Source organism: Bradyrhizobium sp. 26S5 (assembly GCF_036923295.1).
GTDB classification, from domain to species: domain Bacteria; phylum Pseudomonadota; class Alphaproteobacteria; order Rhizobiales; family Xanthobacteraceae; genus Bradyrhizobium; species Bradyrhizobium septentrionale.
The window spans coordinates 5,067,901-5,092,209 of the sequence record NZ_CP145948.1 but is presented as its reverse complement, the minus strand read 5'-3'; the positions used below and the strand labels follow the sequence as shown (position 1 = coordinate 5,092,209).

Annotated in this window: 26 protein-coding genes and 1 tRNA gene; 20 read left to right on the top strand and 7 right to left on the bottom strand. The window is 60.3% G+C overall.

The window, feature by feature from the left end:
- Positions 1-12: 12 nt before the first annotated feature.
- The 4 genes from istA (V5279_RS23600) to V5279_RS23585 all read left to right on the top strand — a co-directional run bounded on the left by istA (V5279_RS23600) (position 13) and on the right by V5279_RS23585 (position 5,380).
- A complete protein-coding gene (gene istA / locus V5279_RS23600; RefSeq protein WP_422389058.1) occupies positions 13-1,545 on the top strand; it encodes an IS21 family transposase in 1,533 nt (510 codons plus the stop codon).
- Complete coding sequence (gene istB / locus V5279_RS23595) at positions 1,542-2,384, top strand: IS21-like element helper ATPase IstB (protein ID WP_176535476.1); 843 nt, start codon at positions 1,542-1,544, stop codon at positions 2,382-2,384. The genes istA (V5279_RS23600) and istB (V5279_RS23595) overlap by 4 nt, the downstream gene beginning before the upstream one ends.
- 501 nt (positions 2,385-2,885) lie before the next feature.
- Entirely contained in the window at positions 2,886-3,644 is a 759-nt protein-coding gene (locus tag V5279_RS23590) for a DUF4760 domain-containing protein (protein ID WP_165123671.1), read from the top strand.
- 887 nt (positions 3,645-4,531) lie between these two features.
- A complete protein-coding gene (locus V5279_RS23585; protein ID WP_338688311.1) occupies positions 4,532-5,380 on the top strand; it encodes a hypothetical protein in 849 nt (282 codons plus the stop codon).
- A gap of 146 nt (positions 5,381-5,526) precedes the next feature.
- Here the strand turns inward: V5279_RS23585 and V5279_RS23580 are convergent, their stop codons facing one another.
- The 3 genes from V5279_RS23580 to V5279_RS23570 all read right to left on the bottom strand — a co-directional run bounded on the left by V5279_RS23580 (position 5,527) and on the right by V5279_RS23570 (position 7,722).
- Positions 5,527-5,766 (bottom strand): type II toxin-antitoxin system HicB family antitoxin, encoded by a 240-nt coding sequence (locus V5279_RS23580; RefSeq protein WP_165123667.1) that lies wholly within the window; start codon positions 5,764-5,766, stop codon positions 5,527-5,529.
- A gap of 674 nt (positions 5,767-6,440) precedes the next feature.
- Positions 6,441-6,623 (bottom strand): hypothetical protein, encoded by a 183-nt coding sequence (locus V5279_RS23575; protein ID WP_029084163.1) that lies wholly within the window; start codon positions 6,621-6,623, stop codon positions 6,441-6,443.
- A 427-nt stretch (positions 6,624-7,050) separates the two neighbouring features.
- Complete coding sequence (locus V5279_RS23570; RefSeq protein WP_338688304.1) at positions 7,051-7,722, bottom strand: TetR/AcrR family transcriptional regulator; 672 nt, start codon at positions 7,720-7,722, stop codon at positions 7,051-7,053.
- Positions 7,723-7,814: 92 nt separating this feature from the next.
- Here V5279_RS23570 and V5279_RS23565 point away from each other — a divergent pair, with 92 nt between their 5' ends.
- The 11 genes from V5279_RS23565 (at position 7,815) to V5279_RS23515 (ending at position 15,520) form a co-directional block, all read left to right on the top strand.
- Entirely contained in the window at positions 7,815-8,300 is a 486-nt protein-coding gene (locus V5279_RS23565; protein WP_338688302.1) for a DUF1772 domain-containing protein, read from the top strand.
- Between the two features lie 104 nt (positions 8,301-8,404).
- Entirely contained in the window at positions 8,405-8,773 is a 369-nt protein-coding gene (locus V5279_RS23560) for a hypothetical protein (RefSeq protein ID WP_338688300.1), read from the top strand.
- Between the two features lie 282 nt (positions 8,774-9,055).
- Positions 9,056-9,130, top strand: a tRNA-Asn gene (locus V5279_RS23555).
- A gap of 199 nt (positions 9,131-9,329) precedes the next feature.
- Positions 9,330-10,571, top strand: a complete 1,242-nt coding sequence (locus tag V5279_RS23550) for a tyrosine-type recombinase/integrase (protein ID WP_338688298.1) — start codon at positions 9,330-9,332, stop codon at positions 10,569-10,571.
- Positions 10,568-11,140 (top strand): hypothetical protein, encoded by a 573-nt coding sequence (locus tag V5279_RS23545; protein WP_338688295.1) that lies wholly within the window; start codon positions 10,568-10,570, stop codon positions 11,138-11,140. Before V5279_RS23550 ends, V5279_RS23545 begins: the two co-directional genes overlap by 4 nt.
- Before the next feature lie 118 nt (positions 11,141-11,258).
- Positions 11,259-11,465: a helix-turn-helix domain-containing protein gene (locus V5279_RS23540; protein ID WP_338688292.1), complete on the top strand. Its 207-nt coding sequence runs from the start codon at positions 11,259-11,261 to the stop codon at positions 11,463-11,465.
- A gap of 238 nt (positions 11,466-11,703) precedes the next feature.
- A complete protein-coding gene (locus tag V5279_RS23535; protein ID WP_338688289.1) occupies positions 11,704-11,958 on the top strand; it encodes a hypothetical protein in 255 nt (84 codons plus the stop codon).
- The gene (locus V5279_RS23530) at positions 11,955-12,782 is read left to right on the top strand and encodes a hypothetical protein (RefSeq protein ID WP_338688287.1); all 828 of its coding nucleotides are present in this window, start codon (positions 11,955-11,957) and stop codon (positions 12,780-12,782) included. Before V5279_RS23535 ends, V5279_RS23530 begins: the two co-directional genes overlap by 4 nt.
- Positions 12,779-13,192 (top strand): hypothetical protein, encoded by a 414-nt coding sequence (locus V5279_RS23525; RefSeq protein ID WP_338688285.1) that lies wholly within the window; start codon positions 12,779-12,781, stop codon positions 13,190-13,192. The genes V5279_RS23530 and V5279_RS23525 overlap by 4 nt, the downstream gene beginning before the upstream one ends.
- A gap of 65 nt (positions 13,193-13,257) precedes the next feature.
- Positions 13,258-14,544, top strand: coding sequence for a hypothetical protein (locus V5279_RS23520; protein WP_338688283.1), 1,287 nt, complete (start codon positions 13,258-13,260; stop codon positions 14,542-14,544).
- Between the two features lie 451 nt (positions 14,545-14,995).
- Positions 14,996-15,520 (top strand): hypothetical protein, encoded by a 525-nt coding sequence (locus tag V5279_RS23515; RefSeq protein WP_338688281.1) that lies wholly within the window; start codon positions 14,996-14,998, stop codon positions 15,518-15,520.
- A 1,575-nt stretch (positions 15,521-17,095) separates the two neighbouring features.
- Here the strand turns inward: V5279_RS23515 and istB (V5279_RS23510) are convergent.
- Both istB (V5279_RS23510) and istA (V5279_RS23505) read right to left on the bottom strand, forming a co-directional pair.
- The gene (gene istB, locus V5279_RS23510; protein WP_166107168.1) at positions 17,096-17,959 is read right to left on the bottom strand and encodes an IS21-like element helper ATPase IstB; all 864 of its coding nucleotides are present in this window, start codon (positions 17,957-17,959) and stop codon (positions 17,096-17,098) included.
- A complete protein-coding gene (gene istA, locus V5279_RS23505) occupies positions 17,959-19,458 on the bottom strand; it encodes an IS21 family transposase (protein ID WP_166309211.1) in 1,500 nt (499 codons plus the stop codon). The genes istB (V5279_RS23510) and istA (V5279_RS23505) overlap by 1 nt, the downstream gene beginning before the upstream one ends.
- 65 nt (positions 19,459-19,523) lie before the next feature.
- On the opposite strand from istA (V5279_RS23505), the gene V5279_RS23500 reads away from it, so the two are divergent.
- Together V5279_RS23500 and V5279_RS23495 are read left to right on the top strand one after the other, a co-directional pair.
- Positions 19,524-19,655 (top strand): hypothetical protein, encoded by a 132-nt coding sequence (locus V5279_RS23500; RefSeq protein ID WP_338688279.1) that lies wholly within the window; start codon positions 19,524-19,526, stop codon positions 19,653-19,655.
- Positions 19,652-21,898, top strand: coding sequence for a hypothetical protein (locus tag V5279_RS23495; protein ID WP_338688277.1), 2,247 nt, complete (start codon positions 19,652-19,654; stop codon positions 21,896-21,898). The genes V5279_RS23500 and V5279_RS23495 overlap by 4 nt, the downstream gene beginning before the upstream one ends.
- A 157-nt stretch (positions 21,899-22,055) precedes the next feature.
- Here the strand turns inward: V5279_RS23495 and V5279_RS23490 are convergent, their stop codons facing one another.
- Complete coding sequence (locus V5279_RS23490) at positions 22,056-22,457, bottom strand: hypothetical protein (RefSeq protein ID WP_338688274.1); 402 nt, start codon at positions 22,455-22,457, stop codon at positions 22,056-22,058.
- Between the two features lie 7 nt (positions 22,458-22,464).
- The gene (locus tag V5279_RS23485) at positions 22,465-22,758 is read right to left on the bottom strand and encodes a hypothetical protein (RefSeq protein WP_338688272.1); all 294 of its coding nucleotides are present in this window, start codon (positions 22,756-22,758) and stop codon (positions 22,465-22,467) included.
- A gap of 366 nt (positions 22,759-23,124) precedes the next feature.
- On the opposite strand from V5279_RS23485, the gene V5279_RS23480 reads away from it, so the two are divergent.
- The 3 genes from V5279_RS23480 to V5279_RS23470 all read left to right on the top strand — a co-directional run bounded on the left by V5279_RS23480 (position 23,125) and on the right by V5279_RS23470 (position 24,211).
- The gene (locus V5279_RS23480) at positions 23,125-23,511 is read left to right on the top strand and encodes a hypothetical protein (protein ID WP_338688269.1); all 387 of its coding nucleotides are present in this window, start codon (positions 23,125-23,127) and stop codon (positions 23,509-23,511) included.
- Complete coding sequence (locus V5279_RS23475) at positions 23,508-23,768, top strand: hypothetical protein (RefSeq protein WP_338688266.1); 261 nt, start codon at positions 23,508-23,510, stop codon at positions 23,766-23,768. The genes V5279_RS23480 and V5279_RS23475 overlap by 4 nt, the downstream gene beginning before the upstream one ends.
- A 263-nt stretch (positions 23,769-24,031) precedes the next feature.
- Positions 24,032-24,211, top strand: a complete 180-nt coding sequence (locus V5279_RS23470; protein WP_166295390.1) for a hypothetical protein — start codon at positions 24,032-24,034, stop codon at positions 24,209-24,211.
- The last annotated feature ends 98 nt before the right edge of the window (positions 24,212-24,309 follow it).

The following is a 24,309-nucleotide window of genomic DNA, read 5'->3' as shown; positions in this document are numbered from 1 at the left end:
GGAATCGATGCCTTGCCTGGCCTCCACATCACCGACCACCAGATGAGGCTGTACATGACGTACCGACTGACACTGTCCCCCGAGGCCGCCGCGGCCAAGGCGGGGTTCTCGAAGGCAAGCGCGTATCGAATCGAGGGCGATTGTCGCCCGCCATCGCAGAAGAAGACGCCGAGGGGCCGGCGCCGGTCCGATCCGCTCGGGCAGTATTGGGACGCCGAGATCGTTCCGATCCTGAAGGCTGCGCCCGGCATCCGCGTGATCGGCGTGCTGGACGAGCTGCGCCGACGGCATCATGACTTGAACCCGAACATCCGCCGCACGCTGGAGCGGCGCATCAACGCCTGGCGGGCGCTCAACGGCCCCGAACAGGACGTGATCTTCCGCCAGCAGCACGAGCCCGGCCGCCTGGGTCTGTCCGACTTCACCGACGTGAGCGCGCTCGGTATTACCATCGCGGGTGAGCCGCTCGATCACCGGCTCTATCACTTCCGGTTGGCGTTCTCCGGCTTCGAGCATGTCCATGTCGTGCTCGGCGGCGAAAGCTTCGTCGCCCTGGCGGAGGGCTTGCAGAACGCGCTGTGGGCGCTTGGCGGCGTGCCGCGGGAGCATCGCAGCGACAGCCTGTCGGCAGCATTCCGCAATCTGGCCGCCGACGCACGGGGGGATCTGACGCAGCGCTACGCCGGGCTGATGGGCCACTATGGCATGGCGCCAACGCGCAACAATGCGGGCATCGCACATGAGAACGGCTCGATCGAGAGCGCGCACGGCCATCTCAAGCGGGCACTGGAAGATGCGCTGTTGCTGCGGGGGACGCGCGAGTTCGCCAGTCTCGATGCGTACCGGGCTTTTGTCGACGAGATTGTCGGCCGGCGCAACGCCAACCTCGCCAAGCCGATCGCGCTCGAGAAGGAGGCCTTGGCGCCGCTGCCAAAAGGCCGCACGACCGACTTCGAGGAGAAAGTGATCCCGGTGACGTCGTCAGGCGGCTTCATCCTGCGGCGCGTATTCTACACCGTGCCTTCAAGATTGATCGGCCATCGCCTGCGTGTGCGCATCTTCGACGACCGGCTCGAATGCTTCCTTGGCGTCACGCCGGTCGTGACGCTGCGGCGCGGTCGGCCTGTGTCCGAGAGCCAGGGCGGTCATGTTGTGGATTACCGGCACGTCATCCATGCCCTGCGGCGCAAGCCGATGGCGCTCCTCAATCTCGTTTATCGCGACCAACTCTTCCCGCGTGCAGCTTACAAACGTCTGTTCGAGACCTTGCGGGAGCATGGTGATGACCGGCGCGCCTGCAAGGTGACGGTCGAGCTTCTGGCGCTGGCTCACGAGCGCGCCTGCGAAGCAGAACTCGCCGAGGTGATCGCGATGGATCTGGACGCCGGACAGTTACCCGATCTTGCCGCGCTGCGCGACCGCTTCCGACCCGAGGCGGCCTCGATCCCGCGTGTCGCCGTCAAGCTGGCGCCGCTCGACGTCTACGATGAACTCGCCTCCGTCAGCGTCATGTCGGGCCGCTCGAACCTGGGAGAGGCAGCATGACCGGTATCGCTACCTCCGTCGATGCTGCCCGTGTCGAGCTGCTTCTCAATGAGCTCCGCCTGCCGGGCGTCAAGGCGATCTGGCCGAAGCTCGCCGCACAGTCGGACAAGGAAGGGTGGCCTGCCGCCCGCTTCCTCGCCGCCCTTGCCGAGCACGAGGCGGCCGATCGCACCCGCCGTCGGATCGAGCGACACATGGTGGAAGCGCGTTTGCCCGCCGGCAAGACGCTCGCCACCTTCGACTTCGAAAGCGTGCCGATGCTATCAAAGGCACAGGCGATGGCGCTCGCCGCTGGCGACGCCTGGTTGAAGGCCGGCGCCAATTTGCTCTTGTTCGGTCCACCGGGCGGCGGCAAGACCCATCTCGGCACGGCGATCGGCCTGGCTCTCGTCGAGAACGGTTGGCGCGTTCTCTTCGCGCGCACCACTGATCTGGTGCAACGGCTGCAGGTCGCGCGGCGCGAGCTGGCGCTGGAGTCCGCGATCGCCAAACTCGATCGCTATGACCTCCTGATCCTCGACGACATCACATATGTGAGCAAGGATCAGGCGGAAACCAGTGTGCTGTTCGAGTTGATCGCCGCCCGCTACGAACGACGCTCGCTGCTGATCACGGCCAATCAGCCATTTGGCGAATGGGGGCGTATCTTCCCGGACCAGGCAATGACGTTGGCTGCCATCGATCGTTTGGTCCACCACGCCACGATCCTCGAGATGAACGTCGAAAGTTACCGTCGAAAAGTTGCCCTCGATCGCAAGCGCGGTCCAGGCCGGCCACCTGTTCACACGACCCCCAACGAACTCGACAAGACTGTGATTGACGCTGGCAGCGCCGCTTGATTGTCGCGCAGCGTCAATCAACGCTTGCCAAGTAGGCGGCCAGCGTCAATTATCTCCTGACTCGGCCGCCTCGTCTCATCTTGATTGACGCGCCGCTCTCATCCTGATTGTCGCGCTATAGTGGGGCTTGAAGCTCGATTGATTAGAAAGGTCACCCATCCGCGCCCCCCCCCAAAGGCGTGATTTCACGAAAAGTGGCTGGAAGTATCGAAAATGTAATGCTTCTAATGGCTTGAACGGGAGGGCAGGCCCCATTAACTACCCAGCATGAACCGGATTGACCGGAACCCGACTACTAAGTACGGTGGCCTCAGCTTAGGAACGGTAGCCTTCGAAAACCGTTAATCGGAATCGCGGAAGGTCATTGAATTGGAACTGGAGGAGCTGGCAATGCGCAAATTGGATGGTGAAGGTCTCGGCTAGCTAGTATCTCTGTAGCCTTGCAATTCGAAAAGAGGACCACCTAAAGTGGTCCTCTTTTTTTCGTTTTGGGGGTTTGCCATGCAGTACGTGGTTGCCGCGCTATTAGCGGTCTATTTCTTGTTCTTTCTCGAGCACACCTTCAGCGCAGAATTCATGCACAAGGTGAGCGACTTCACACAGCGCGATTGGCTTTCGATCAGCTTCGTCCCAATCCTCCTAATTGCCAGCGCATTTGTGGCGCGCCGTTACAAAAAAGATCGGCTCAACAGCAGGGAGATTTTTTGGGTAAGCATTATTTTTGCGACTTTGGCACTGCCTCTTATCCTACCGTATACAAATTCAGAGTCCGGCATCGCCGTTGTGGTATCGGCATATCTTGCGAGCATTGGCTGGCTCTATACCAACCACAACAACATAAAGAACCAGCGCAAGGCCCATACGATGAGCGTACTCATTCAGCTTCGAAATAGCGCTGAGTACCAAAAGCACAGATTAAATATCTTTTCCAAATTCCCATTGGGGACGCCAGTCAAAGATGGCGACTTGGAGCAACTCAAGAAGGAGCACGCAAATCAAGCATCGTTCTCTAATGGCGCTACGTCCACCATGGATTCGATGGTCTACGTACTCAATTATTTTGAGTTCATAAGCATCGGCGTAAAGACTGAGGACCTAGACGGCGCGATGATAGAACTCAGCCTCCGAGGCATCTTTGTGAACTGGTACAACCATCTCCTGCCTGTAATCAGGGATGCGCCTAATCGTGGAAGCCCACGCACCCACATCAACTTTCGCGAGCTGGTTGAACAGAAATTCAAAACGAGATTCGTCGATTGATGCTGCGGGATCATTTCTTGTCCTGCTGCAGCCGCAAATCGTCACGGTTGCCACGCTGCAAAGCCAGCCTGGCAATCCGGCTTACCTGCCCGTTCGAAGCGGACGGCCCCTCGAGTCGCAGTTTTTGCCCGAGGGGCCGCGTCACGCTTAGCGCTCGAGTCTTCGGACCACAACGGCTGGCCGTGAGCCAGGAAGATCCGGCAGAGTTGGCAACTGGGGGCTTGGCTCGAGACTCTGCTCCGTGGCAGGTTCGTCCTGGCCCTTCGCCTGGTGTCGGCGGCTGATCACAAGGCCAATGAGGCCGACGACTACCAGCACGGCTCCTGCGAGAATGAGCCAGTGCGGTAATTCCAGCCACCCCGTCGCGGTCTTGATCATATCCGCCTACTTCTTCGCCTTCAGCCCGATCTCGACCAGAGTTCTGAATGCTTCGGAGCGCGTAGCATTGTTCGCTGTTGCCCAAGCCTCAACTTGAGCAATTAGTTCTACGGGCATTCTCGCAGCGATATGCGGGTTCTTGCCCGTTCCCGGGCGCCCGCGTCGCTTTTTAGGTGCAACATTTATTGACTTCTTCATAATTTAGGTTGTACACTAAAAAAGAGCCGAGCGGAAGGTGATGCTTCCGGACTCGGCTCTAACCCGACCATCAGGAGCTAATCGAAATGGCCAAGTCTGACCGCGTGTATAGCACGCCACCCACAAGCTCGTCCGCAATTCTGGAGGAGGGCATTGGCGCCCACGGCGCCGTTGAATTGTCCCCGCGGTCTCTGATTCCAGCCAGCCAGTCTGGCGCATGCCAGCCGATCGGCAATAAGGGCGAACCGAACGCCAAGGAGTCGACTTCTACAGGGCGGGCAGGGGCACCCACTGTGAGCAGGAGGCTCCCAATGAATATGTTCGTCTCGTCCGCCGCGGTCGCCGCCGCCGCGCCGGCCGCTGCAATCGCCTCGGGGTCTCAACCCCAGCTGACCGACAACGAAGCGATCTTGGCCCGCGTCGAGCAAATTGTGGATCTTCTCCGCACACGCTACGTCCGCGAGGGTTGGAAAATCGATGAGGACCAAGCCGCGCTCACCCTGGAATATTTCCGACGGCGGGTTCACGGCCCCGCATTCAAGGATGAAGACGAGGACACGGCCGCGTACTATGAGGGGCCGCTAGAGTTCTTCAGATCGCACGGCCAAAGTCTTGACTGGGCGCACGATGGAAATCCCGTAGGAATGATTTGCGGCCTAGCGAAGCACTCCAAGCGCGCAAACGAGGCGACGGATGCTGGGCTGCTTGCGCTGGAGGAGGAGATATTCCGCGAGTTCGAACTGGCGCACGCTAACCACGACGAAATCAATCGGCTCGACAACATTTGTCGCGACGAGCTGATCCGGCTCCGCGCCGAAGAGGGGCTCCTTGCGGATGACGACCACTGCAAGCGCGTAACGCAGATGACCGAGTTCAAGGATTACAATCGTCTCGTTAACCTCGCCCGGCCGCACTGGGATCGGGTGGACGCCATTATAGTGGAGATGGAGTCGATCAATGCTCAAACGGCCGCTGGCCGGCGCGCAAAGGTTTCGGTTCTCTTGCATTGCATAATGCCGCACGAATGGCTGAAGACCGACGACAAGGCCGAATGGGAGATCAAAAAGGCCCGTGATCTTCTATTCGAACTCGTCGGGGGCGAGCCGAGTGAGAAGTTGCGCGAGCAGTTCGCGGCGGCGCCGGGTACCATGGTCACTTAGATCGGAACAGCAGTCCCAACGAAAAGACGCCGCCGGTCTCAAAAATATACGCCCGGCGGCGTTTGTTCCTGAAGCTGGGGCGGCTGCTTGATCTAATCGGGGATAAAACAAAGCCCGCCATTTTGGCGGGCTTCCTTTTTGGCGGATCAGCCAAACCTCAGCATTTGAACCGGCTCTTCTGGCGTGGGATCGGGAATCGGCCGTCCCATTTCGTGGGCAGCTTCGATCCAGCAAGCAATGGCGTCCTGAGCGTTCGCTAGAGCTTCTTGGGGTGTTTCACCATCCGACATACATCCCGGCAGATCGGGAACCAAGGCGATAAAGCCGCCTCCGTCCATGGCGGAAAGCGGTCGGATCGTGATGGCGTACTCAGTTGAGTTGCTCACTTGATCCTCCTGACCACTTCGAGGAACCTCACCAACCGACGTATATATACAGGTTTGATGGGCCTTTTAAAGGGAATCGTCTGAATGTGATCAATGCGCGGGTGTGATACCTTATAGTGAGTACCGCCACCCGTGGGCGGGTTGCACGACACGCCATGCTCGGTGCAAACCCTTTCCACATCCTTAATCGTCCAGTCCCCCTGAGGGTTCCGCTTCATCTGGTCCATGAGGTCTGCGGCCATTGGGAAGTGGCATTTCTGGCGGGAATCGGGAGCTTAATGCTACCTGAGCGCTAGGCTAGCGCCAATGGTTCACTTTGCACTGGACCGTACCCGAGTTATAGGAACGCGTACTCACCGCGCCGGGAGCAGAATGGTGACCCCGGCCTGGCACTGTCGGGGTCCGTTCCGTCTGCGCGACCTCTCAACGTTGCGGAGGTTTTCGGGATTTGCCACCGGAATTGCCACCGGACCCGCTAGTACTAGACAATATTAGAGGTGACGCTGGTCAGCGCTAGCGGCTCAAAACGTCAACAGAATAGGCCGCTTCGGTACAGCTTGATATTGTAGGGCAGGGCACAAGTAGAACTGCAAAACCGTGTACACCGGTTCAATTCCGGTCGTGGCCTCCACTCGTCTCATCAATGGCTTGCAGCCGATACATGAGAAGCCGCATCAGCTTGCGGCGTACCAACCTTCAGGAAACGGAATCAGAGGCCACGGCGCCTGGTTATCATTGGCAGCGCGCGGCGGCGGCTGAATACGGGGCGAAGGCTGGGCCACGAAATCCTCCTGAGCAATGGGCGCGATCGCCGTTCGCACGGCGTCCAGCAGCAGATCAAATTCGACGTCGCTCATCGCGCTCTCCGAGGTTCGAGAGCGCCATGGTCGCAAAACTGTCTTCGGTCCGGATTGAGCGAATCGTTCGAATTTTATGAAAAGAACGATGGCGCCCGCTTTGGTTAATGAATCCCTGACCCCGTGGGGAACCTAGGTCGGCATGGCCGCACCTCGTGTGAGACAAATCACATCTTGCGAAAAACTCTTCCGGGAATTCCCGGCGATTCTCATAGCCGTCAAATATCGCAGCAATTTTAGGAAGCCGTGACAGTGAGACAAGGATCGCAGGATAGTCGCCAATCGCATGCAGCATCGATCCTCGGCATGGTTCGCCGGCGGGATAGTGTCGGGCGCCGCGGGCAGGGTCTCGAACGGCGTAAATCGTGTAGACCCGCAGTCTATCGCCTCTGCGCGGAGGAAATTCCCGACCTCTGTGCGATTGTGGTCACGGCAGCCTGGCAAGGTCCTGCGGCAGCATGGTCTTGAACTGCGTCAGCACCTGGCGGGCCTTCTTCGGCGGCAGCGTGATTGCGTGACGCACGGCGGCGGCGATCAGCGTCATGGTCAGCCCTGAGAAATTGGTGAGGGTGGCGGCCGGCATGCCGGGCGCAAGCCGTCTGACCGCATCGGACAGCAGGGCGGAGAGCATGGCCATGTCGTCCGCATCGAGCTTTTGCAGGGCGCGATCGGCTTGGGTCGCCTGCCAGATGTCGCGCATGACAGGCTCGCGCATGAACATCTCGTAGTAGCTGTCGACGATCCGGCACAGCGCCGGGTGCAGGTCGCGCGCGGCCGTCACACCAGCCAGATCGCGCCGGACGCAATCGCGCCCGACAGCGTTATGGCGTTCCGCCAGCGTGCCGATGATCGCGGCCTTGTCGGGGAAATATTGGTAGAGCGAGCCGAATGCGACGCCGCTGCGTTCGACGATGTCGCTCATGCGGAACGCCTCGCTGCCCTTTTCCGCCATGATCTCGGTCGCACAGGCGAGGATGCGCTCGAAGCGCTCGCGGCTGCGCTGCTGCGTCGGGGCAAGCCGCGCCAGCCCGGGCAGGGGAGCCTCTCCCGCGGGAGCGGCCCTTGCCGCTGCCGCAGGCGCGGCCTTTCGTCTCGCCATCCTTCTCCTCCGCCACCGGGGTTGACGTCTCTAATACGAGAGTTTATCGCATTTCACAAATACGAGTATCCCTCGCATTTGGAGCTGGAACGATGCGCCATGTCCTGACCTGGGGCTTGCTGTGGTTTTCCGCGCTCGGCTGCGGCCTGCTCGCCGGGCTCTATTTCGCCTTTTCCGCGTTCGTCATGACCGCGCTCGGCCGTATCGACCAGGCTGCCGGGATCTCGGCGATGAACGCGATCAATGTCGACATCGTCCGCTCGCTGTTCATGCCGGTCTTCTTCGGCACCACGCTGTCCTGCGCCGCGCTGGTCGTGCTCGGCGCCCTGCGATGGCAGGAGCCGGGCGCGATTGCGATGATTGGCGGCGGCGTCATCTATGTCGTCGGCATGTTCGTCGTCACTGTTGTCTTCAATGTGCCGCTGAACGACCAGCTTGCGGCGACGGCCCCCGCGAGCGCGGCGGCGGCACCGGTCTGGGCGCGCTATCTGACCGATTGGACCTTGTGGAACCACGTGCGAACGGTGGCCTCGATTGCCGCGACCGCGCTGTTCATCGTCGCGATCGCCGCGCGCTAAACCCAGCTCTTCGCATTCTGTGCACGATTTGTACCCGTGCGGCACGGTCGCTGAGGAGGTGACAACCGCACGCCGATGTGCGGCCGACTGCCAGGAGGATTTCGATGAAGTCTATTTTGCCGGCATTGCTTGTGATGGGACTGGCGCTGGTCACGACACCCGCGCGGGCCGCCGATAACCGCAACGTTTCCGTGGTCAACGAGACCGGATATGCCATCAAGTTTCTCGGCTTCAACGGGCCCGACGACGGCCTCGACGAATGGGAGAACGAACTCGAGGCCACCCTGAAGAACCAGGACACCGCCTATGTCGAGTTCGGCAACGACGACGAAGGCTGCCTCTGGAACATCAAGGTCGATTGGGCCAATTACGACGAGTCGGTGCTGTGGAAGAACGTCAACCTCTGCAAGCTGAACGTCCTGAGGCTGCGCTACGACCCCGGCACCAAGACGACCTCGTTCATTGCAGAGTGATGTCGGGGGCGGGTGGTGCCCAAGACGGGATCCAAGAGATGGAATCCAAGACAGAATCACGGGCGCGGCGCGATCGCCGCGCCGGCGGTGTTTCCGGCGCCTGCAGCTTGGGCGGCCGGGGCGGGCGGGCCAGGCATATTTCACGCCGGGATTGGGGGCAAACCCTTGTACGTCAGCGGTTTACCGTCTCCGCTAAAGTTTCACCGGGTCCCCCATTTGGTTCTTTGCAAGGCCGAAAGGCTTTGTTATACGCTGCCCGCTCGCGAACATATGTTCGCCTATTCCTCGGTAGCTCAGCGGTAGAGCATTCGACTGTTAATCGAATGGTCGCTGGTTCGAATCCAGCCCGGGGAGCCAGCCTCTCATCCGCGCCAGTTCGCGGTTATTCACAGAAACCCTCCAAAGCCCAGCGAAACCGGCCATTTTTCGGCCTATAGTGCTTCGCTTTCATTCGCCGAAATCCGCCGACAGCCGCAGATTTTGTTGGTATTTCAGTTGGTATCTGCGGGCGCGATCAGGCTCTTTTCGGCACGATACCAACACGGATCGCCCCGATATGTCCCTCACAGATGCCTCCTGTCGCACAGCGCGGCCCAAGGATAAGCCGTTCAAGCTTTCCGACGGCGGTGGCCTTCACCTGCTGGTGGCCACCACAGGCGCCAAGCTTTGGCGCTATGCCTACCGATTCGACGGCAAGCAGAAACTCCTCGCACTCGGGCCCTACGTGATGCCGGGCTCGGCTGAGGTGCGCACCAGCCTCGCGCAGGCCCGCGACCTCCGGAACTCGGCCCGGCGGCTGCTCGACGGCGGCGTCGACCCCTCCCAGCAACGGAAGGCGGACCGAATCGCCGTCTCGCTGGCGGCCCGGGCGACCTTCAGGGAGCTCGGGGATGACTGGTTCAAGGTCAAGATGGCCGGCAAGGGCGGCCGCACGATCGACCGCGCCAACTGGCTTCTCAAGGTCCTGAACGCCGACCTCGGCGCTCGGCCGGCGGCGGCGATCGAGCCGCCGGAACTGCTCGAGGTGCTGCGCAAGATCGAGGCCCGCGGCCACCATGAGACGACAGCCCGGGCCCGATCACTGGCGAGCAGCATCTTTCGCTTCGGAATCGCCGCGGGGCGGTGCCAGCGGGATCCGGCCGCCGATCTTCGCGGGGCCCTGACGACGGCCAAGACCACGCCGCGGCCGGCCATCACCGACCCTGCCGGCATTGGCGAACTCATGCGGGCGATCAAAGCCTACCAGGGCGACACCACCACGCGCCTGGCGCTGCAGCTGCTCGCGCTGACCTTCGTCAGGCCGGGTGAAATCCGCTTCGCCGAACTCGCCGAGTTTGATGACACCAACGCAGTTTGGGAAATACCCGCCGTCCGCATGAAGATGCGCAGGGATCATCTGATCCCGTTGTCGACACAGGCCCGTGGTGTCCTGAAGGAACTGCGGGAGCGGGCAGGGGCAATAGATGGTACTCGCGAAGAACCATCTAATGTATGTCGATTTGCCTTTCCGTCGCTGGTCACTCGCAATCGGCCCATCTCCGAAAACACGATGAACGTCGCGCTGCGGCGGCTCGGCTACGAGCAGCACGAAATGTGTTCGCACGGCTTCAGAGCGATGGCGAGCACGCGTCTCAACGAGATGAACAGATGGAAGCCGGAAGTGATCGAGCGCCAGCTCGCACACGTCGACAAGAACAGCGTTCGCAGGGCCTACAACCGCGCAGAGTATTGGGCTGAGCGCGTCGACATGATGCAGGCGTGGGCTGATTATCTGGACGACTTGGAGCGAGCTTCATGAAACAGCATCCCCCCACGTTGTTCTGCTGGGGCTATGACGGCATCCCGGGCGAGTTTCACGGATACATCAAGTCGATGTCCGAAGAGGGCGACACTGGCGACTACAGGGAAACCGGCGTCAACTCCTGCGCGATGAAATTGCGGGCCAGTCTGGAAGAAAAGCGAAGGCCGTTTATCCTTGACAAGAAAAAGCTGCCGCGGCTGACGCCACTCGAGCAGAATTACATCTACATGCTTCACGGCTATTGCGCCTACCATCGTAAGCCGGCGCCCCCGGAACTGCTCTGGCTCACATTTGAAGCTCTGGGTTTGAAGGTCGGAGAGCCGGCACTCGAATTTCAAAAGGCTATCGGGATCAAAATCAGCAAAAAGAAAAAAAATGTGGAGGCGTTTCAGAGGGCCTCTCTTCTCGATGGAAAGGCAGACGCGAGCGGTAATTGCCTTAGCGTCACGGTGCTCGCGAAACGGATTGGCGTTGAACGCGACACGATCAGGCGTTGGCGTGCGGAGCCGGCATACAGGGACCGCCGCAAGTTTGTAGCGAGCGTGACTGGCGATGAGAGGTCCTGACATCGCCATGGCGATAGCGGTGTCCTCCAGCACCAATTTTCACGAGTCGCCATTTCCGTAAGTCTCCGTTTCGAAGCGGGCGAATTGGTCGCCATCGCTCTTGACGGAGATGAATGACATGAAGTCGGAGATTGCTCCCCGCCTGTTGAAGCCGCGGCAGGTTATGGCCATGATCTCGGTCGGCAACACCAAGCTGTACGATCTGATCAACCAGGGCCGGCTCGACGTCTTGAAGGATGGCGCCAGCACCTACATCACGCCGGAAAGCGTCGACCGCTACATTTCTAGCCTTCAGCCGCGCCAGCCGAAGCAGCATGCTGCTTGATGGCAGGTCCAGAAGCGGCGACGCCGGCCACCGCATGCGGTGAACCGGCGCCGAAATTCGAGCAGCTTGGCGGCGAGCTCGGATCGACAAATAGCGCAGACCTTAATCAGCGGCAAGCCCGGGCAATGACGCGCCGGTGCGCGATCAGCTTCGCAATGGCCTCGATTGTCGCCCCGTTAATTCACGGGGAGGCCGCGCAATGAGCAGACCAAACCGGCGACGTCTTCCCAACAAGCGCTTGTCGATCGCTTTCAACTTCGAGCATGAGGGCTTCCGCTACCGCGCCACAGCGAGCAGATTTCCCGACGGCACGCTAGCTGAAATCTTCCTCGACACCGATAAGCTCGACACGCCGCTTCAGCAGAACGCTGAGACGGCAGCCCTTTTGGTCTCGTTGTTGCTGCAGCATGGCGTCGACGTTGACACCATCAGGCACAGCATCCGCGGCCCGATCGCCATCGCTATAGAATTGGCGGAGGCACCTCCGTCGTGAGTGATCGCTTCACCGCACAGAAACTTTCGGTCCTGGACCAGATCATGCGCGACCCGCGCGCCACGCATCTTGATTTTCGCGTGGCGTACTACGTCGGTAGTGTCACGGACCGGAAGACAGGAGAGGCGCGGTTCAAGCAGATCACCGGCGCCGAGGCGCTCGGCATCACCCGGCGCGCGCTGCAGATCTCGACCCAAAGACTGCGCGACCTCGAGTACATCGACGTCAGCTTCACCCCGGGCCGGACCCATTTCAACGGGTACCGTCTTAGGCTGGAAAGGGCGACCTTGAGCGCGCCAGCGGATGAAGGAAAGGCGAATGGCGGTTCGCCTTTCCGGGCGAGTTCGAGGGATGACAGCAGGCGGAACGGCGGTAGTCTCATCGCTGCAATCGACCGCCAACTCGACGAAATAAAAGGCGAACAGGGGTTCGCCTATATCGATGGAAAAGGCGAACGGATCGACGAGAAAAGGCGAACGGCGAGCATAGAAAAGGCGAACCGCCATTCGCACCAATCTTCCCTTGCTTATATCCCTTGTGTAATCCCTGTGCGCGCGCGCGACCCTGCGAGTGTTGAAGCGCTCGGGTCGCTTCGCGCAGAACTGGTCTCCCGCATCGGGGAAGCCCCGGTCGTATCTTGGTTCGGCAAGACCGAGATCGTCGATGTCACGGATGGCGTGGTCACGTTCGGCGTGGAGAGTCCGTTCGTCCAGAGCCGGATCATGCGCGACTACGAGCTGATCCTGACCGACATCTGCAAAAAACTCCTTCCGCCGGTGTGCCGGGTTCGCGTCGTTCTGGCTTCCCAATGGGCTGTGGCATGACCGTGCACACCGACCTTCACCGCCTCGCGGAGGCGCTCGCCGCCGGCGCCGAGCTGTCTGAGGCGGACCGGGGCGCGGCCGCGGAGGCGTTGCGCAGCATCGCGGTGGTGCTGGTGCCGACCAAGCCCGGCCAGCGCAGTGCGACGACCAGGATGGCGCAGGCGGAACACCAGCGGCTGCTGCGCAATATGGCGTCGACGTTCTACGCCGACCAATCCGCCAGCGCGGCCGCCGAGAGCATCGCCCAGCGTCTTGCCCGATATCGCTCCGGACCGGACTGGAAGCGGGACCGGTCCGCCTACGGCATCACCTACCGGGAGACGCTGCGCGGCCACTGCTGGGCCGTGCTGAAGGTCATCGACCGCCCGCTTTCCGCCCGGCGCATCCGTGCACTGTTGGCCACGAGCTAGGGCAGCTCACGGCCAACGACTTGGGGCATGTTGAGGACGAATCAGACCTGAGGAAGGATCAACACATGGATACGCCGCGCAGCATGGAAGATTGGGAGCGTATGGCCAATGAGGCCAGCGCGACTGCCAAGACCCCGGCCGAAAGGGCAGCCTTCGCCCGAGTTGCGCTTACGGCTCGAAGCATCATGGCAGGCGCCTTGGAGCCTGGGGCGCAGGCGGCATTTGCCAGAGTGACGCAGGCGTTTCAGGAACTCGATGCTGCCACAGCCGCCAGGACTGCCGAGGTTCAGGGATCGCTCAATCGCAACATCGAGGCTTTGGTCCCCTCGGCGGCACCGATCACCAATGCAAGCTTCTCTCTGGTCCGCGGCCGGCTGCCAGATTGGCTGCTGACGGCTTTGGAGAACATCGAGGATCAGCGCGACGAAGTGAGCGCAAAGCGCCATAACTGGATGGACGAGTTGCAAGTCCTGATGGTCGAGCGCGGTCAGATCATCCAAAAAATTCGGCTTAGAACAGACGAAGCCCAGGCTTCCCGGTACGGTCTCACGGTTATTTATCCGGAAAACCATCCCGACGTGGTGAAGCTTCGTGCCGACCAAACCAATCTCGACAAGAAGATCGAGAAACTCAATGCGAAGATGGACGAGTCCGCGCCGCGCTTTTCGGCACTGAACAAGCTCCAGGAGCGATGCCGCGCCTATGCACGTCAGGTGCTGAACCACTCGATGGACTTTGTGCCGCACGACGGCAAGCAGGCGAAGAAGTCGGCCGCCGCCGATCTGAAGAAGGCGATCGCCGACCTCCGCGAGGAGATTGCGCAGCTGTTCGCCGATCTGCGGGAAATCAACGCCAAGCCACGGCCATCCGCCGAAGTGAAGAAGAAGGTCCGGGACCTGATCGAGGTCACCGCCAAGCCGCCGCGCGTGTTGGGCGCCATCGACCACGGCGAGAATATCCTTTGGCCGTCCGTCGGCATTCGCGGCAATCACCATGTCTCGAAAGAGCTTGTCGGATCCGATCTTGTCATTCCGCCAGAAGCCTATTCGGCCGGCGGCACGTCCGATGCCCTCGGCATACTGTGCTTCGCCTTCAAGGACACGCTGATCACAGCGATTGACGCCGAAGTCGACAAGTATTCCGACGACGCGAACGCTATCACCGATGAGGAACGAGCGCAGCGCGAAGCAGAACTCCGGGCCAAGATCATCCTCGCCGAGCGTGAGGAAGAACAGCTGATCCGCCAAGCCGAGGAGCGTGAACTGGCGATCCACCGCCGCGGCGACGCCGATCCGCGCGTCGTGCTCGGACTGGCCAGCACCATGCCGGCCATGGCTGAGGACTTCATCTAATGCAGATCGTCCGTCCCGCGAATGGGGAAGCTCCATCCCCTCCTGACCAGGCGCGTTGCGGACGTGGGCACGCCTTCAGCTTTGGGTTGGCGGGGCGTGCCCATCAAATCGCAGGGGCTTTCCTTCCCCCTGACGGCGCAAGCAGGACACGAACGGGTGCGGTGCTCTCGCGGTACCGCACCCCGTACAACTGAAGCCCGGACCACCCCCCCCCATGCCAAACGATCTTTTGGACTTTAGGGCAATACGGGGAGCGCTCGATAACGCTAGAGCCAGACCTCAAAACTTATGCAACGCACAACATGCAACCTGCAACGTTTCGGGACAAAAGCAGAATGGCATCAATAGCTAAGCGGGTGTTCGGAAAGTGTAGACGTTGCGTCTACGGCCTTAACTTGGGCCTTAAGTTAAGGCCCGCGGTGAACACCGAAGGTGACAGGGGTGCCACCCAATGAACAAAGCGGAACCTCTCATTTCGATCTCGGAGGCGGCCCGGCAGTTGGGCTTGCACAAGTCGACACTGAGCCGGCAGATCGGCCAGAAGCGAATTCGAACGCATGGCGGCAGAGTGCGCCTGAGTGAGGTTAAGGCCGATCGGTCGAACACCATCCCTATGCGGTCGGCCACAAGGGCAGCCAATCGGGCCCGGGCCTACGTCGAGACGTTCAAAAAGCGCCACAACGAAGAGTACATGGAGCTGGCGGAGATCCTGGAGCCTCTTCTCCCGAAATCGAACTCGGGCGACTTCATGAGTGCGTCCTTCTCGCTGTGTCTGGCAGTCCTCGTCTACTGCGTCATCTACGAGGAGACTAACGAGTACGAAACCAGCGGCATCGAGTGGACCTGGCAGGAGGGCGAAGCCGTGGAGAATGGCGCCGCCGCTGGGGCCGCCGCGGCCGTGCGCAGGATCATCAGCCAACATGTTCGGATGCAGCGCGAGTTGATCGCGCAGAACCGCGGCCAACTGCGGAAATAGGAGATTGACCATGGCCAAAAAGAACGAAGTCCTCCTCAGCATCGCGCTCGAAGGCGATCAGGAAGTAAAGAGCAAGCTGCAGGCCGTCGGCGACGCCGGGAAGAAATCGCTGCAGGCTACCGAGAAGACCATCGGCGACGCCAGGAACGCGGCAGAGCGAATTGGCGAGCCGATCAGCAAGGTCCGCGAGGCGCTCGCCCCGATCATCGAACAGGGCGGCATCGGCGGTGCGCTGGGCGGCGCCGGCCTAGGCAACCTTGGCGGGCTCGTTACCCGGTTCGCGGCCGGCTTTCTGTCGCCCGCCGGCTTGGTCGCCGGCATCACCGGCGCGCTGGTCGGCTTGGCGAAGCTGGGCGAGGAAACCGACAAGACCAAAGCGAGACTGAAGGCCTTCGGCGGCGGTGACGATTCCTTCGGCAAACTGTCGGATCAAGCAAAACAGTTAGGAACCGACGTCGGCACAATTGCACCCGGCTTCGAGCGGTTTCAGACCTATCGTCGCGAGCTTGTCGCGAAGCACAGATTTGAACCAATTTTCGAAGGCGGCGCTGCGATTACCCCTGCAACGGATGATAGCTTCCTCAAAGCGCAAGGTGGGCTGCTCGCGGAAACCAGGGTCGACAAAACCGGGGGGCCGGAAGCGAAAGCGGCGGTCGACCAATTTTTCAGCAGCTTGTTCGACAACAAAAAAATAACAACGGAAGCCGTCAAGGCATTGCAGCAGACATCTCCGACGGCCGCGAATTTCGTCGCGCGTTCGGTTCCTGCGCCATACGGTCAATCCTTTAAGAACGCCGACGAGCTTGCCAACTTCACAGATCGCGGCGGCCGTTTGCAGCCAAACTCAGTCATCAGCAGTCTCGCTCGAAACTATCCGAAGGCGACGGCCGACGCCGAGGCTGCGCGCGGTGTCACCGACGCGTTCGAGGGGCTCGAGGTGGCGACAAAGCGGCTCACTGCAACGATGGGGGGCGATCATGCCAACCTCACGAAGGGCATCGATGCTGCTTCCGGCTATGTTGACCAGGCAGCCGCCGGCGTCGACAAGCTCATGCACGCCAAGGATTACCAGCCTGGAGGCGGCCGCTTCATCGGCCCGGTACGTCCTGAAGACGTGCCCCATGCCCCGCAAAGCCTAGGCGAGGTGTTCTCGTCAAACCGGGGAGACCTTCTCGGTCGGTTTGTCGGCTATCTCCGCAATACCGCGTCCACCGGGACTGGGTCGGGTGCAACCGAACTGAAGGGCGGAAATCCATTCGGCGTCATCAGCGATTTTCTGTCGAAGGCCTTCACCGACCCCGGAGCGATCACGCAAGGACAGCGGCGCTATCCGACGCCGCTCGAGGAGCTCGTGCCCACTGCACCGGCGCAGCAGCCACCGAGCGGCGACACCAACCCCGCGTACAATTGGCAGATCGCGCCGGGAGCCACACCAGCTGCACCGTCGAACCCGGCAACGCCCGAGAACCAGCAGCGGATTGGCCAGGCCGAGCAGCCGCAGCAGACTGCTGATTTGTCAGGCGCGCTTATGCGTGTCCTAGAGACGATCTCGGCCGCGGCGAACAATGCCCACTGTCAATCGGCGTTCGACTGGGACCCCCTATCGGCATCCAAAAGGGACCCCTTTGATCGGCGTGCTCTGCTGGTAGCGCTCGGGTCGTCGGAGCTGGTCGGGGTTGCGGAGACGGCGCGAGCGCGGGTTGTTTGAACATCGTCGCGGCTTTTGAATCGCCAGCTGTCGTTGCCGGTCTCGACGATGTCGCAGTGATGGGTCAATCGGTCGAGTAGCGCGGTGGTCATTTTGGCATCACCGAACACACTGGGCCATTCGCCGAACGCAAGATTGGTGGTGACAATGATGGAGGTGCGCTCGTAGAGCCGGCTGATGAGATGGAACAGGAGCTGACCGCCGGATTGCGCGAACGGCAGATAGCCCAGCTCGTCGAGAACGATGAAGTCCATGCGGGTCAGATGCTCGGCGAGCCGTCCCTGCCGACCGTTGCGGGTCTCGGTCTCGAGCCGGTTGACGAGGTCGACTACGTTGTAGAAGCGTCCTCTGGCGCCATCGCGGATGCAACTTCTGGCGATGGCAATGGCCAAGTGGGTTTTGCCTGTACCGGTGCCGCCAACCAGCACGACGTTGCGTTGTTGGGCGATGAAGCCGCCGCCAGCGAGATCATTGACGAGAGTCTGATTGATCGGCGTGCCGTCGAACTGGAAGTCGGCGATGTCCTTGGCGAGCGGCAGCTTGGCAATGGTGAGCTGGTATTTGATCGACCTGGCTTGCTTCTCGTTGATCTCGGCGTTGAGCAGGTCGCCGACAATGCGTTGAGGCTCGTGCTGGCGCTTGACGGCAGTTGCCATGATCTCGTCGAAGGCAGCCTTCATGCCGTAGAGCTTAAGTTCGCCCATGAGGTCGAAGATTTGGGTTCGTTCCATCAGATGGTCCTCCGGAGGTTGTCGTAGCGGGCACAATCGGCGATCGGTGCATGACGGAGCGTCAGTGCGGCCGGCGTCATGATGTTGGCCGGTGGGGCGGGTTCACGTTGACGGGCCAGGATATTGAGAACGACATCGGCGGAATGGACGCTGTGACTGAGCGCTTCGGCACAAGCCGCTTCCACCGCGGACAGACCGTCAGTCAGCACCGCGGTGAGGATGTCGACCATCTGCCGATTGCCATCGTCGGTGCTGGCCAGCTTGCGCCGGATCCGCTCGATCGCGGCCGGCAGCACCCAGTCTTTGAAGGGAGCACCGTTGCGCAAGGCGCCGGGTTTGCGGGCGAGCACCGGCACATAATGCCAGGGGTCGTAGACGGTATCGCCGCGGCCAAAGGATCGCGGGTGCTCGGCAACGATACGTCCATCCTGACGGATCACGATGCGATCGGCATAGGCTTGAACCTCGACCGGTCGTCCGACTGCACTGGCTGCGACCGAGTACTTGTTGTTGTCGAAGCGCACCAGGCAGGTCTTCGAGACCGATGCTGTCACCGCATGGAAGCCGTCGAAGCGGCCGGCATAGGGAACGAGTTTGGGGCGTTCGGCTTCGAACACGTCCCAGATCGTCTGATCGACCAGCTCCGGATGGCGATGAGCCTTGGCGTAGGCGATGCACTTGTCGAGCAGCCAGGCGTTTAACTCGTCGAGGTTTTTGAACCGCAGCCGCGGCGTGAAGAAGCGCTCCCGGACCAGCCCGACCTGGTTCTCGACCTGCCCCTTCTCCCAGCCCGACGCTGGCGTACAGGCGACCGGATCGACCAGATAGTGGCTGCACATCTGCAGGAAGCGGCGATTGTAGAGACGGCCTTTACCGACAAAGATCGTCTCCACCGCGGTCTTCATGTTGTCGTAGATGCCGCGGGTGCAGGTGCCTTTGAACAGGGCGAATGCCCGGTCGTGGGCGTCGAACACCATCTCCTGCGTCTCCCGCGGATAGGCCCGCACGAACAGCATGCGACTGTGACAGAGCCGAACATGAGCAGCCTTCACCATCACCGTGGTGCCGCTCAGCAGGACCACCTCGTGGCTCCAGTCGAACTGGTAGGCTTCGCCTGGTGCAAAGCTCAGCGGCACATAAGCCGACGCTGTCGAGGTGCCGCGTTCCTTGGTCCACCGTCGGGCGTATCGACGAACCGCATCATAGCCGCCGGCATAACCCAGGCCGCGGAGTTCCTCGAATAGCCGGATCAGCGTCAGCCGTTCCCGCGCCGCCTTGCTCTCATTCCCTGCCAGCAACCGATCAAGCTCGGCACTCCAGGCACCCATCTTCGGGAGCGGCTGCGTCTCGCGCTCGTACCGGAACTCCGTCGCTTGAGAACGAATGACCTTGCGAACCACCTTCCGCGATACGCCAAGTTCTCGGCAGATCGCCTTGATCGGACGACCATCAACAAAGTAGGCGCGACGGATCTTACCAATCGTCTCCACCACCAGCATCCCAACCTCGGCTTCCATGACTCGATGGAAGCCACTGTGGACCCTTATCCCGGGGTCCCGATTGGATGCCGATCACCCCGAAACGGGGTCCTTATTCCATGCCGAAACACATGGTTTCGATGGAGATGACCCCGGAAGTAGAAGCGAAGCTTCGTGCCGAAGGCAAGCTTTCGTCCATTATTGAGGGCGAGATTTGACCAACGCGCCGGAGAGCCGCAAGACGCATATTTCCCGCATCTTCGGCACCAACAAACAAGGCGAGCGCCTTAGCGACGTGTACGCCGACATGGAGCGCACCGATATCGCCAAAAGCAAGGCTAACATGCCGGGCAAGCTCTGGTCGCAAGGTTTGCAACACAGGTTCCGATGGTGCGACGATCCAAACGCCGACGATTATGCAGCTGACGGCACGCCCTCGCGCGAAATTGAGATCATCAAGCTCTGTGACCCCGAGAGCGAAGAGGACGTCAACGATCCAGAGCAATGGATTCCAATAAAGGTCATTAAGGCCTTTCGCCCGCGCGTCGAGACCGGAACCGAGGACAACGGCGGCAGCGGAATGGGTCGGTTTTTAAACGCGACTAACGAGATGTTGCAATCCTCCCGCGAGGTCGAGGTGCGCCGCGTGGTCCGCTATGAGACCAATTACGACGACATCATTGACGCGGCAGCCGAGGCCAATCCTGGCCTGCTCGAATATGTGATCCCGTCAGACGACTACCAAAAGGATCTGACGACAAAGGGCGACCAAGGCGACTACATCGAGTATGAAGTCCCCACGTACCTGAAGCACAAGGGCAATGCCAACGAAGTCATGGGGCTCGGCGGGCAAACCAAGTTGCTCAATCAATACCTGATCGATGAGAGCGAGGCGCCGGAGGGAAAGGTCGTAGGAGCGAATGGGCTTAATCCGCCATATCGGCTCGATCCGTTCCAATACATTGTGAACGTCAATTTCGGCGGTCTCGCCGTTGAATTTCCGGATGAGAGTTACATTGAACTCCCGCAGACGGTGCCCCCGTCGAAGAAGCTTTTCATGTCAATCTGGTTTCGCGCGCCGGCGGAGTCGCTCGCGGCAGCTAAAGCAGAATTCGCAGCTTGGAAAGATAGCGGAGACGACCGGCCGACTTTTACCGGCATTGTCCCAATATCGGTTTTTGGCTCTCCGAGAACTGGGCGGAAGTTCGATTTTGTCCAAAGAGACGTCGGCACCTTGCCCTCGATCACGAACTATTCTTGGGATACGAGCAGCTGCGGATGGGTTGTGACCGGCGATCCCACGCCATCGCAACCTGATGAGGAGCCACACTTGGTTTTCAATGATGAAAACCGCGACATAGACCCGTCATACATCGGGATCGATTGCAGCGGCGACGTTCCGAAATTGTCAGTAAACATCGTGTTGCCTAGCAGTAACCGCGCGACCTTCGAGGGCTCATGGTCCGTGATTGCCAACTCCGAGAGACCTGGATCGATGGGGCTCTATTCTTCGACAGTTGCGACCGATGAATGTAGTCCGCCCGTCAACAATCATACCCCCGGCGACGGTTCGATCTGCGATCTCGAAGGCCACTATGGAGTGCTGCCATTCAACGAGATTACCGTAACGTTAACCTACGAAAGTAATGCCGACGTTGTTATGGGGTATCGCCCGGAAACGTTCCGGACTGTGCCCGCAAGCGATGTTGGCGATGTGTCGTTTTCCGAACATTTGAGCGATGCGGCGCGAGCAGGCGGGCAGGAAGTAACGCCGGACGAGTGGCACCATCTTTTGCTGTCATTAGATTTGACGAGGTCTTGCTCAACGGATGGCATTCTCGGTGACGCGGACACCATCATGACCCCGGACACGGAGGGGAGCAGGACCAACAGCGCTTGCCGAATGTGGATCGCGTTTGACGACGTGAACCTGACTAGAAAAGCGTTGTCCTGCTATTGGCCATCAGGATATGTGGACCGTAACGCTATCCTTCCGGTAAACGGCTATTACGTTGCCGGAGACCTCACGGCCAGCACGTCTACAACGACCGATGACTGCTTCGGCAACAATGTTACTCTGATCGAGACCAGACAGAAGCCGAAGTTCAGATACTCGCCAGCGGCTTTCGCCCCAGGCCAGGTGAGCTTTCCAGCCGGTTCGCCATTTGTCGCGATGGACAAGCATATCGAGATGGGAGAGTGCCAGCTGTTCACTGACGTGACTGCTGATACTGCATTAGAGAATGTGCGCAGAGCTTTCATAACCGATAAGGGAACTCCGGCCGGCCTCAAGAAGGCGCGTGACTTGTTCGGCAAAAAGCCGGAGGTCCTGGTGCACGGTAGCAGCAATTGGAAGAAAGCGCGTAACACCGGCAGTCTCGCTGATCCCAGTGATCCAGAGGACGGCGTGGCGGTCGGAAAGATCAAGACGTTCAAGCCAAACCCGAAGCTCGGAAAATGACCTGCCGTTGCGCTGAGCGCCGCGAAGCGATGAGGCGCGCGAAGGAAGCCCAAGAGCGCGGCGACATGGAAGCGGTGAAGCATGAGCTACGGTTTATCGCGCAGTCCTCGATCGAGGACATGCGAGCAGCACTTCGACCGCAAAGCGGCGACTAGCGCTATTTTGTGAACATGATGAGCGCTTCAAAAAGGACCGCCAGGCCGAACAGCCCGCCAGAAAACCGATCAAGCGTCAGGTTCGGTCGAAGCGTAGCATGCGTGTCATAGGTAGCGAGATCGTTGTTCAGCAGCGCATTAAACCGATCGATCGATTTTTGCTTTTGAAGGTCCCAGCTGACGAACACGAGAGCGGCCGAGCCAAGAAACAACAGCAAGGACACGACGTGCAGGGAATTCCCGTCGGATGCTCTCTGTTGAAGTACGTAGGCGATTGCAGCGCTTGCGCTTGGGAAGAGGATGCCCCTCATCATGTTGGCGGATTGATCGGCACGATCAAGGTGAGCTTTTGCCAGCTCCCAGCGCTTCTCGGAGATGAGCTTCACTCGATCTGATTCACTCATCTGAAGTTCATTCTTTTCGCTTCGGCAGCGTGGCGACGATGATAAGCATGAAGACGGCTACGAGAAGCGCAACCAAAAAGCCGAGCGCTGCCCACGCGCTGCCCTTTTGATACAGCGCGGGACTTTGCATTGCTGTCGCGAAGTAAAGGAAAAGGAATAGCGGGATCATCAAGACGATAGTTCCGCAGCCCCATGCGGCGCCGGTCCGGCGTTTCCACGATTGAGCCATCCACCCAACCCAGATTGCCGCAACGGCCATAAACCCGAGCCCCCAGAGGAGGCCTGTGCCGGTATCTTCCATAAATGAGCCCCCGACTTGAAAGGCTCAAGTCTCATGCAACCGTTGGGCGAGCGCAACCCGATTTTAGTCGTGCTTTAGATACTTGTTTTTCTTCAGGTAGTCTGTGAGCAGCTTCTCGATGAAGGAAGAAAGCGAGCGCGTGTCCGCAGCGGCCGCTTTCTCGGCAGCATCCTTTACCGCCGGCGGAAGCCTTACGGAGACGGGGAGCGTTTTTGGATTCTTAGAGGGAGGCCTGCCCATATCGCGCGCATTAAATGTAGTTGACAAACTGGATATCTCAACTACAATTAATACACTAAACTTTGCGGCCCGCCAAGGTGCTTGTGACACCGAGACGGGCCAGACCCACACTAGGAGGTTAGTCCTATGCAGGCCAATAAAGATAGTAGCACATCCAGACGGCTCTTTCTTGCCGGGGCGGCCGTCGCCGCCGCCCTAGTCCCCACCGGTGCCATTGCCGAACCGGCGACCGCTGATGCCGCCCTGGTCGACGCCGCGGCCGGGGTGCGCCAGCTCGACGAGGCCCTTGAAGCCTTTGTGGATGCCCATGGGGATGACGATGACTGTGACGAGCGCCCGGAGTATCAAGCGATGGAGAGCCAGAGGGATGCCCATTTGGACACGCTGGCCACGGTTCCCGCCGTCGGCACCGCCGGCCTTCGGGCCAAGGCCAGGGTGATGATGTATGATCATTCCGCCCGGACGGACATCTCATGGTCGCTTGCCGAGGATCTGGAACGGGTGCTCGCATGAGGAGGTCTGCATCCAACCGGCGCGCGCCGGAGTACACCGCGACCCAGCTCAACAAGGTCGAGCCGCTCGGCGCCGGCCTCGTCCGGCTCCATTTCAGCGTCGCCGGGGATGAAGTGTGGGACACGCAGTGCACTATCATCATGCCACTGACTTCAATCGACGGGGCTCTGGGCTTCGCCGTCGACGCGGCCCGCCAGATCGCCCAGGCCGACGCTAAGGACGTCCAGCTGGTGCCATACCTTGGTACCGTGAACTGACGAAGCGGATGGCCGGGCGAGACCCGGTCATCCAGCCTCCGGGCTATGTTGGTATCGGCGTTGGTATCGAAATCGACATGACGAAATTTCATCGAAATATCATAGGGCAGGGGCTCCAGCCCGGGGAGCCAGTTTTGGCCCCATCAATAGCCCTCATCGTCGATCACAAGCCCGTGGCCTGCTGCGGACAGAGAAGAAACGTCGTCAAATCGACTCAATAGCGGTCGACACTTCCTCTTGCCGGGTCTTGAGAGGTGATTTCGATGTCCATTAACCTGATCGACCTGTCGATGCCGCAGCCGACGCTCGTTCCGAATGATGCGCCTGAGATCAGCGACGATGAGTGCGTCCGCCGGCTCGCGAAAGCGGTCGAGGAGCATGATTCCGAGCATCTCGATGAAGTGGCCCGCCTGATCGGCCGGCTTGCCGTCACGATCGAATAGACGGCACAGCGGGGCGCATTTTGCACGCCAACGGCGTGTTGCGTTTTGGCGGAGCTTGTTTCAAAAGATGGCCCTGTTCTAGCTTCTCCAGCGGCAAT

Bases quoted from the DNA above. Each gene is read 5' to 3' on its own strand.
- istB (WP_176535476.1), top strand. From the start codon at position 1,542: ATGACCGGTATCGCTACCTCCGTCGATGCTGCCCGTGTCGAGCTGCTT.
- V5279_RS23590 (WP_165123671.1), top strand. From the start codon at position 2,886: ATGCAGTACGTGGTTGCCGCGCTATTAGCGGTCTATTTCTTGTTCTTT.
- V5279_RS23585 (WP_338688311.1), top strand. From the start codon at position 4,532: ATGAATATGTTCGTCTCGTCCGCCGCGGTCGCCGCCGCCGCGCCGGCC.
- V5279_RS23575 (WP_029084163.1), bottom strand. From the start codon at position 6,623: ATGAGCGACGTCGAATTTGATCTGCTGCTGGACGCCGTGCGAACGGCG.
- V5279_RS23570 (WP_338688304.1), bottom strand. From the start codon at position 7,722: ATGGCGAGACGAAAGGCCGCGCCTGCGGCAGCGGCAAGGGCCGCTCCC.
- V5279_RS23565 (WP_338688302.1), top strand. From the start codon at position 7,815: ATGCGCCATGTCCTGACCTGGGGCTTGCTGTGGTTTTCCGCGCTCGGC.
- V5279_RS23560 (WP_338688300.1), top strand. From the start codon at position 8,405: ATGAAGTCTATTTTGCCGGCATTGCTTGTGATGGGACTGGCGCTGGTC.
- V5279_RS23550 (WP_338688298.1), top strand. From the start codon at position 9,330: ATGTCCCTCACAGATGCCTCCTGTCGCACAGCGCGGCCCAAGGATAAG.
- V5279_RS23545 (WP_338688295.1), top strand. From the start codon at position 10,568: ATGAAACAGCATCCCCCCACGTTGTTCTGCTGGGGCTATGACGGCATC.
- V5279_RS23540 (WP_338688292.1), top strand. From the start codon at position 11,259: ATGAAGTCGGAGATTGCTCCCCGCCTGTTGAAGCCGCGGCAGGTTATG.
- V5279_RS23525 (WP_338688285.1), top strand. From the start codon at position 12,779: ATGACCGTGCACACCGACCTTCACCGCCTCGCGGAGGCGCTCGCCGCC.
- V5279_RS23520 (WP_338688283.1), top strand. From the start codon at position 13,258: ATGGATACGCCGCGCAGCATGGAAGATTGGGAGCGTATGGCCAATGAG.
- V5279_RS23515 (WP_338688281.1), top strand. From the start codon at position 14,996: ATGAACAAAGCGGAACCTCTCATTTCGATCTCGGAGGCGGCCCGGCAG.
- istB (WP_166107168.1), bottom strand. From the start codon at position 17,959: ATGGAACGAACCCAAATCTTCGACCTCATGGGCGAACTTAAGCTCTAC.
- istA (WP_166309211.1), bottom strand. From the start codon at position 19,458: ATGCTGGTGGTGGAGACGATTGGTAAGATCCGTCGCGCCTACTTTGTT.
- V5279_RS23500 (WP_338688279.1), top strand. From the start codon at position 19,524: ATGCCGATCACCCCGAAACGGGGTCCTTATTCCATGCCGAAACACATG.
- V5279_RS23490 (WP_338688274.1), bottom strand. From the start codon at position 22,457: ATGAGTGAATCAGATCGAGTGAAGCTCATCTCCGAGAAGCGCTGGGAG.
- V5279_RS23485 (WP_338688272.1), bottom strand. From the start codon at position 22,758: ATGGAAGATACCGGCACAGGCCTCCTCTGGGGGCTCGGGTTTATGGCC.
- V5279_RS23480 (WP_338688269.1), top strand. From the start codon at position 23,125: ATGCAGGCCAATAAAGATAGTAGCACATCCAGACGGCTCTTTCTTGCC.
- V5279_RS23475 (WP_338688266.1), top strand. From the start codon at position 23,508: ATGAGGAGGTCTGCATCCAACCGGCGCGCGCCGGAGTACACCGCGACC.
- V5279_RS23470 (WP_166295390.1), top strand. From the start codon at position 24,032: ATGTCCATTAACCTGATCGACCTGTCGATGCCGCAGCCGACGCTCGTT.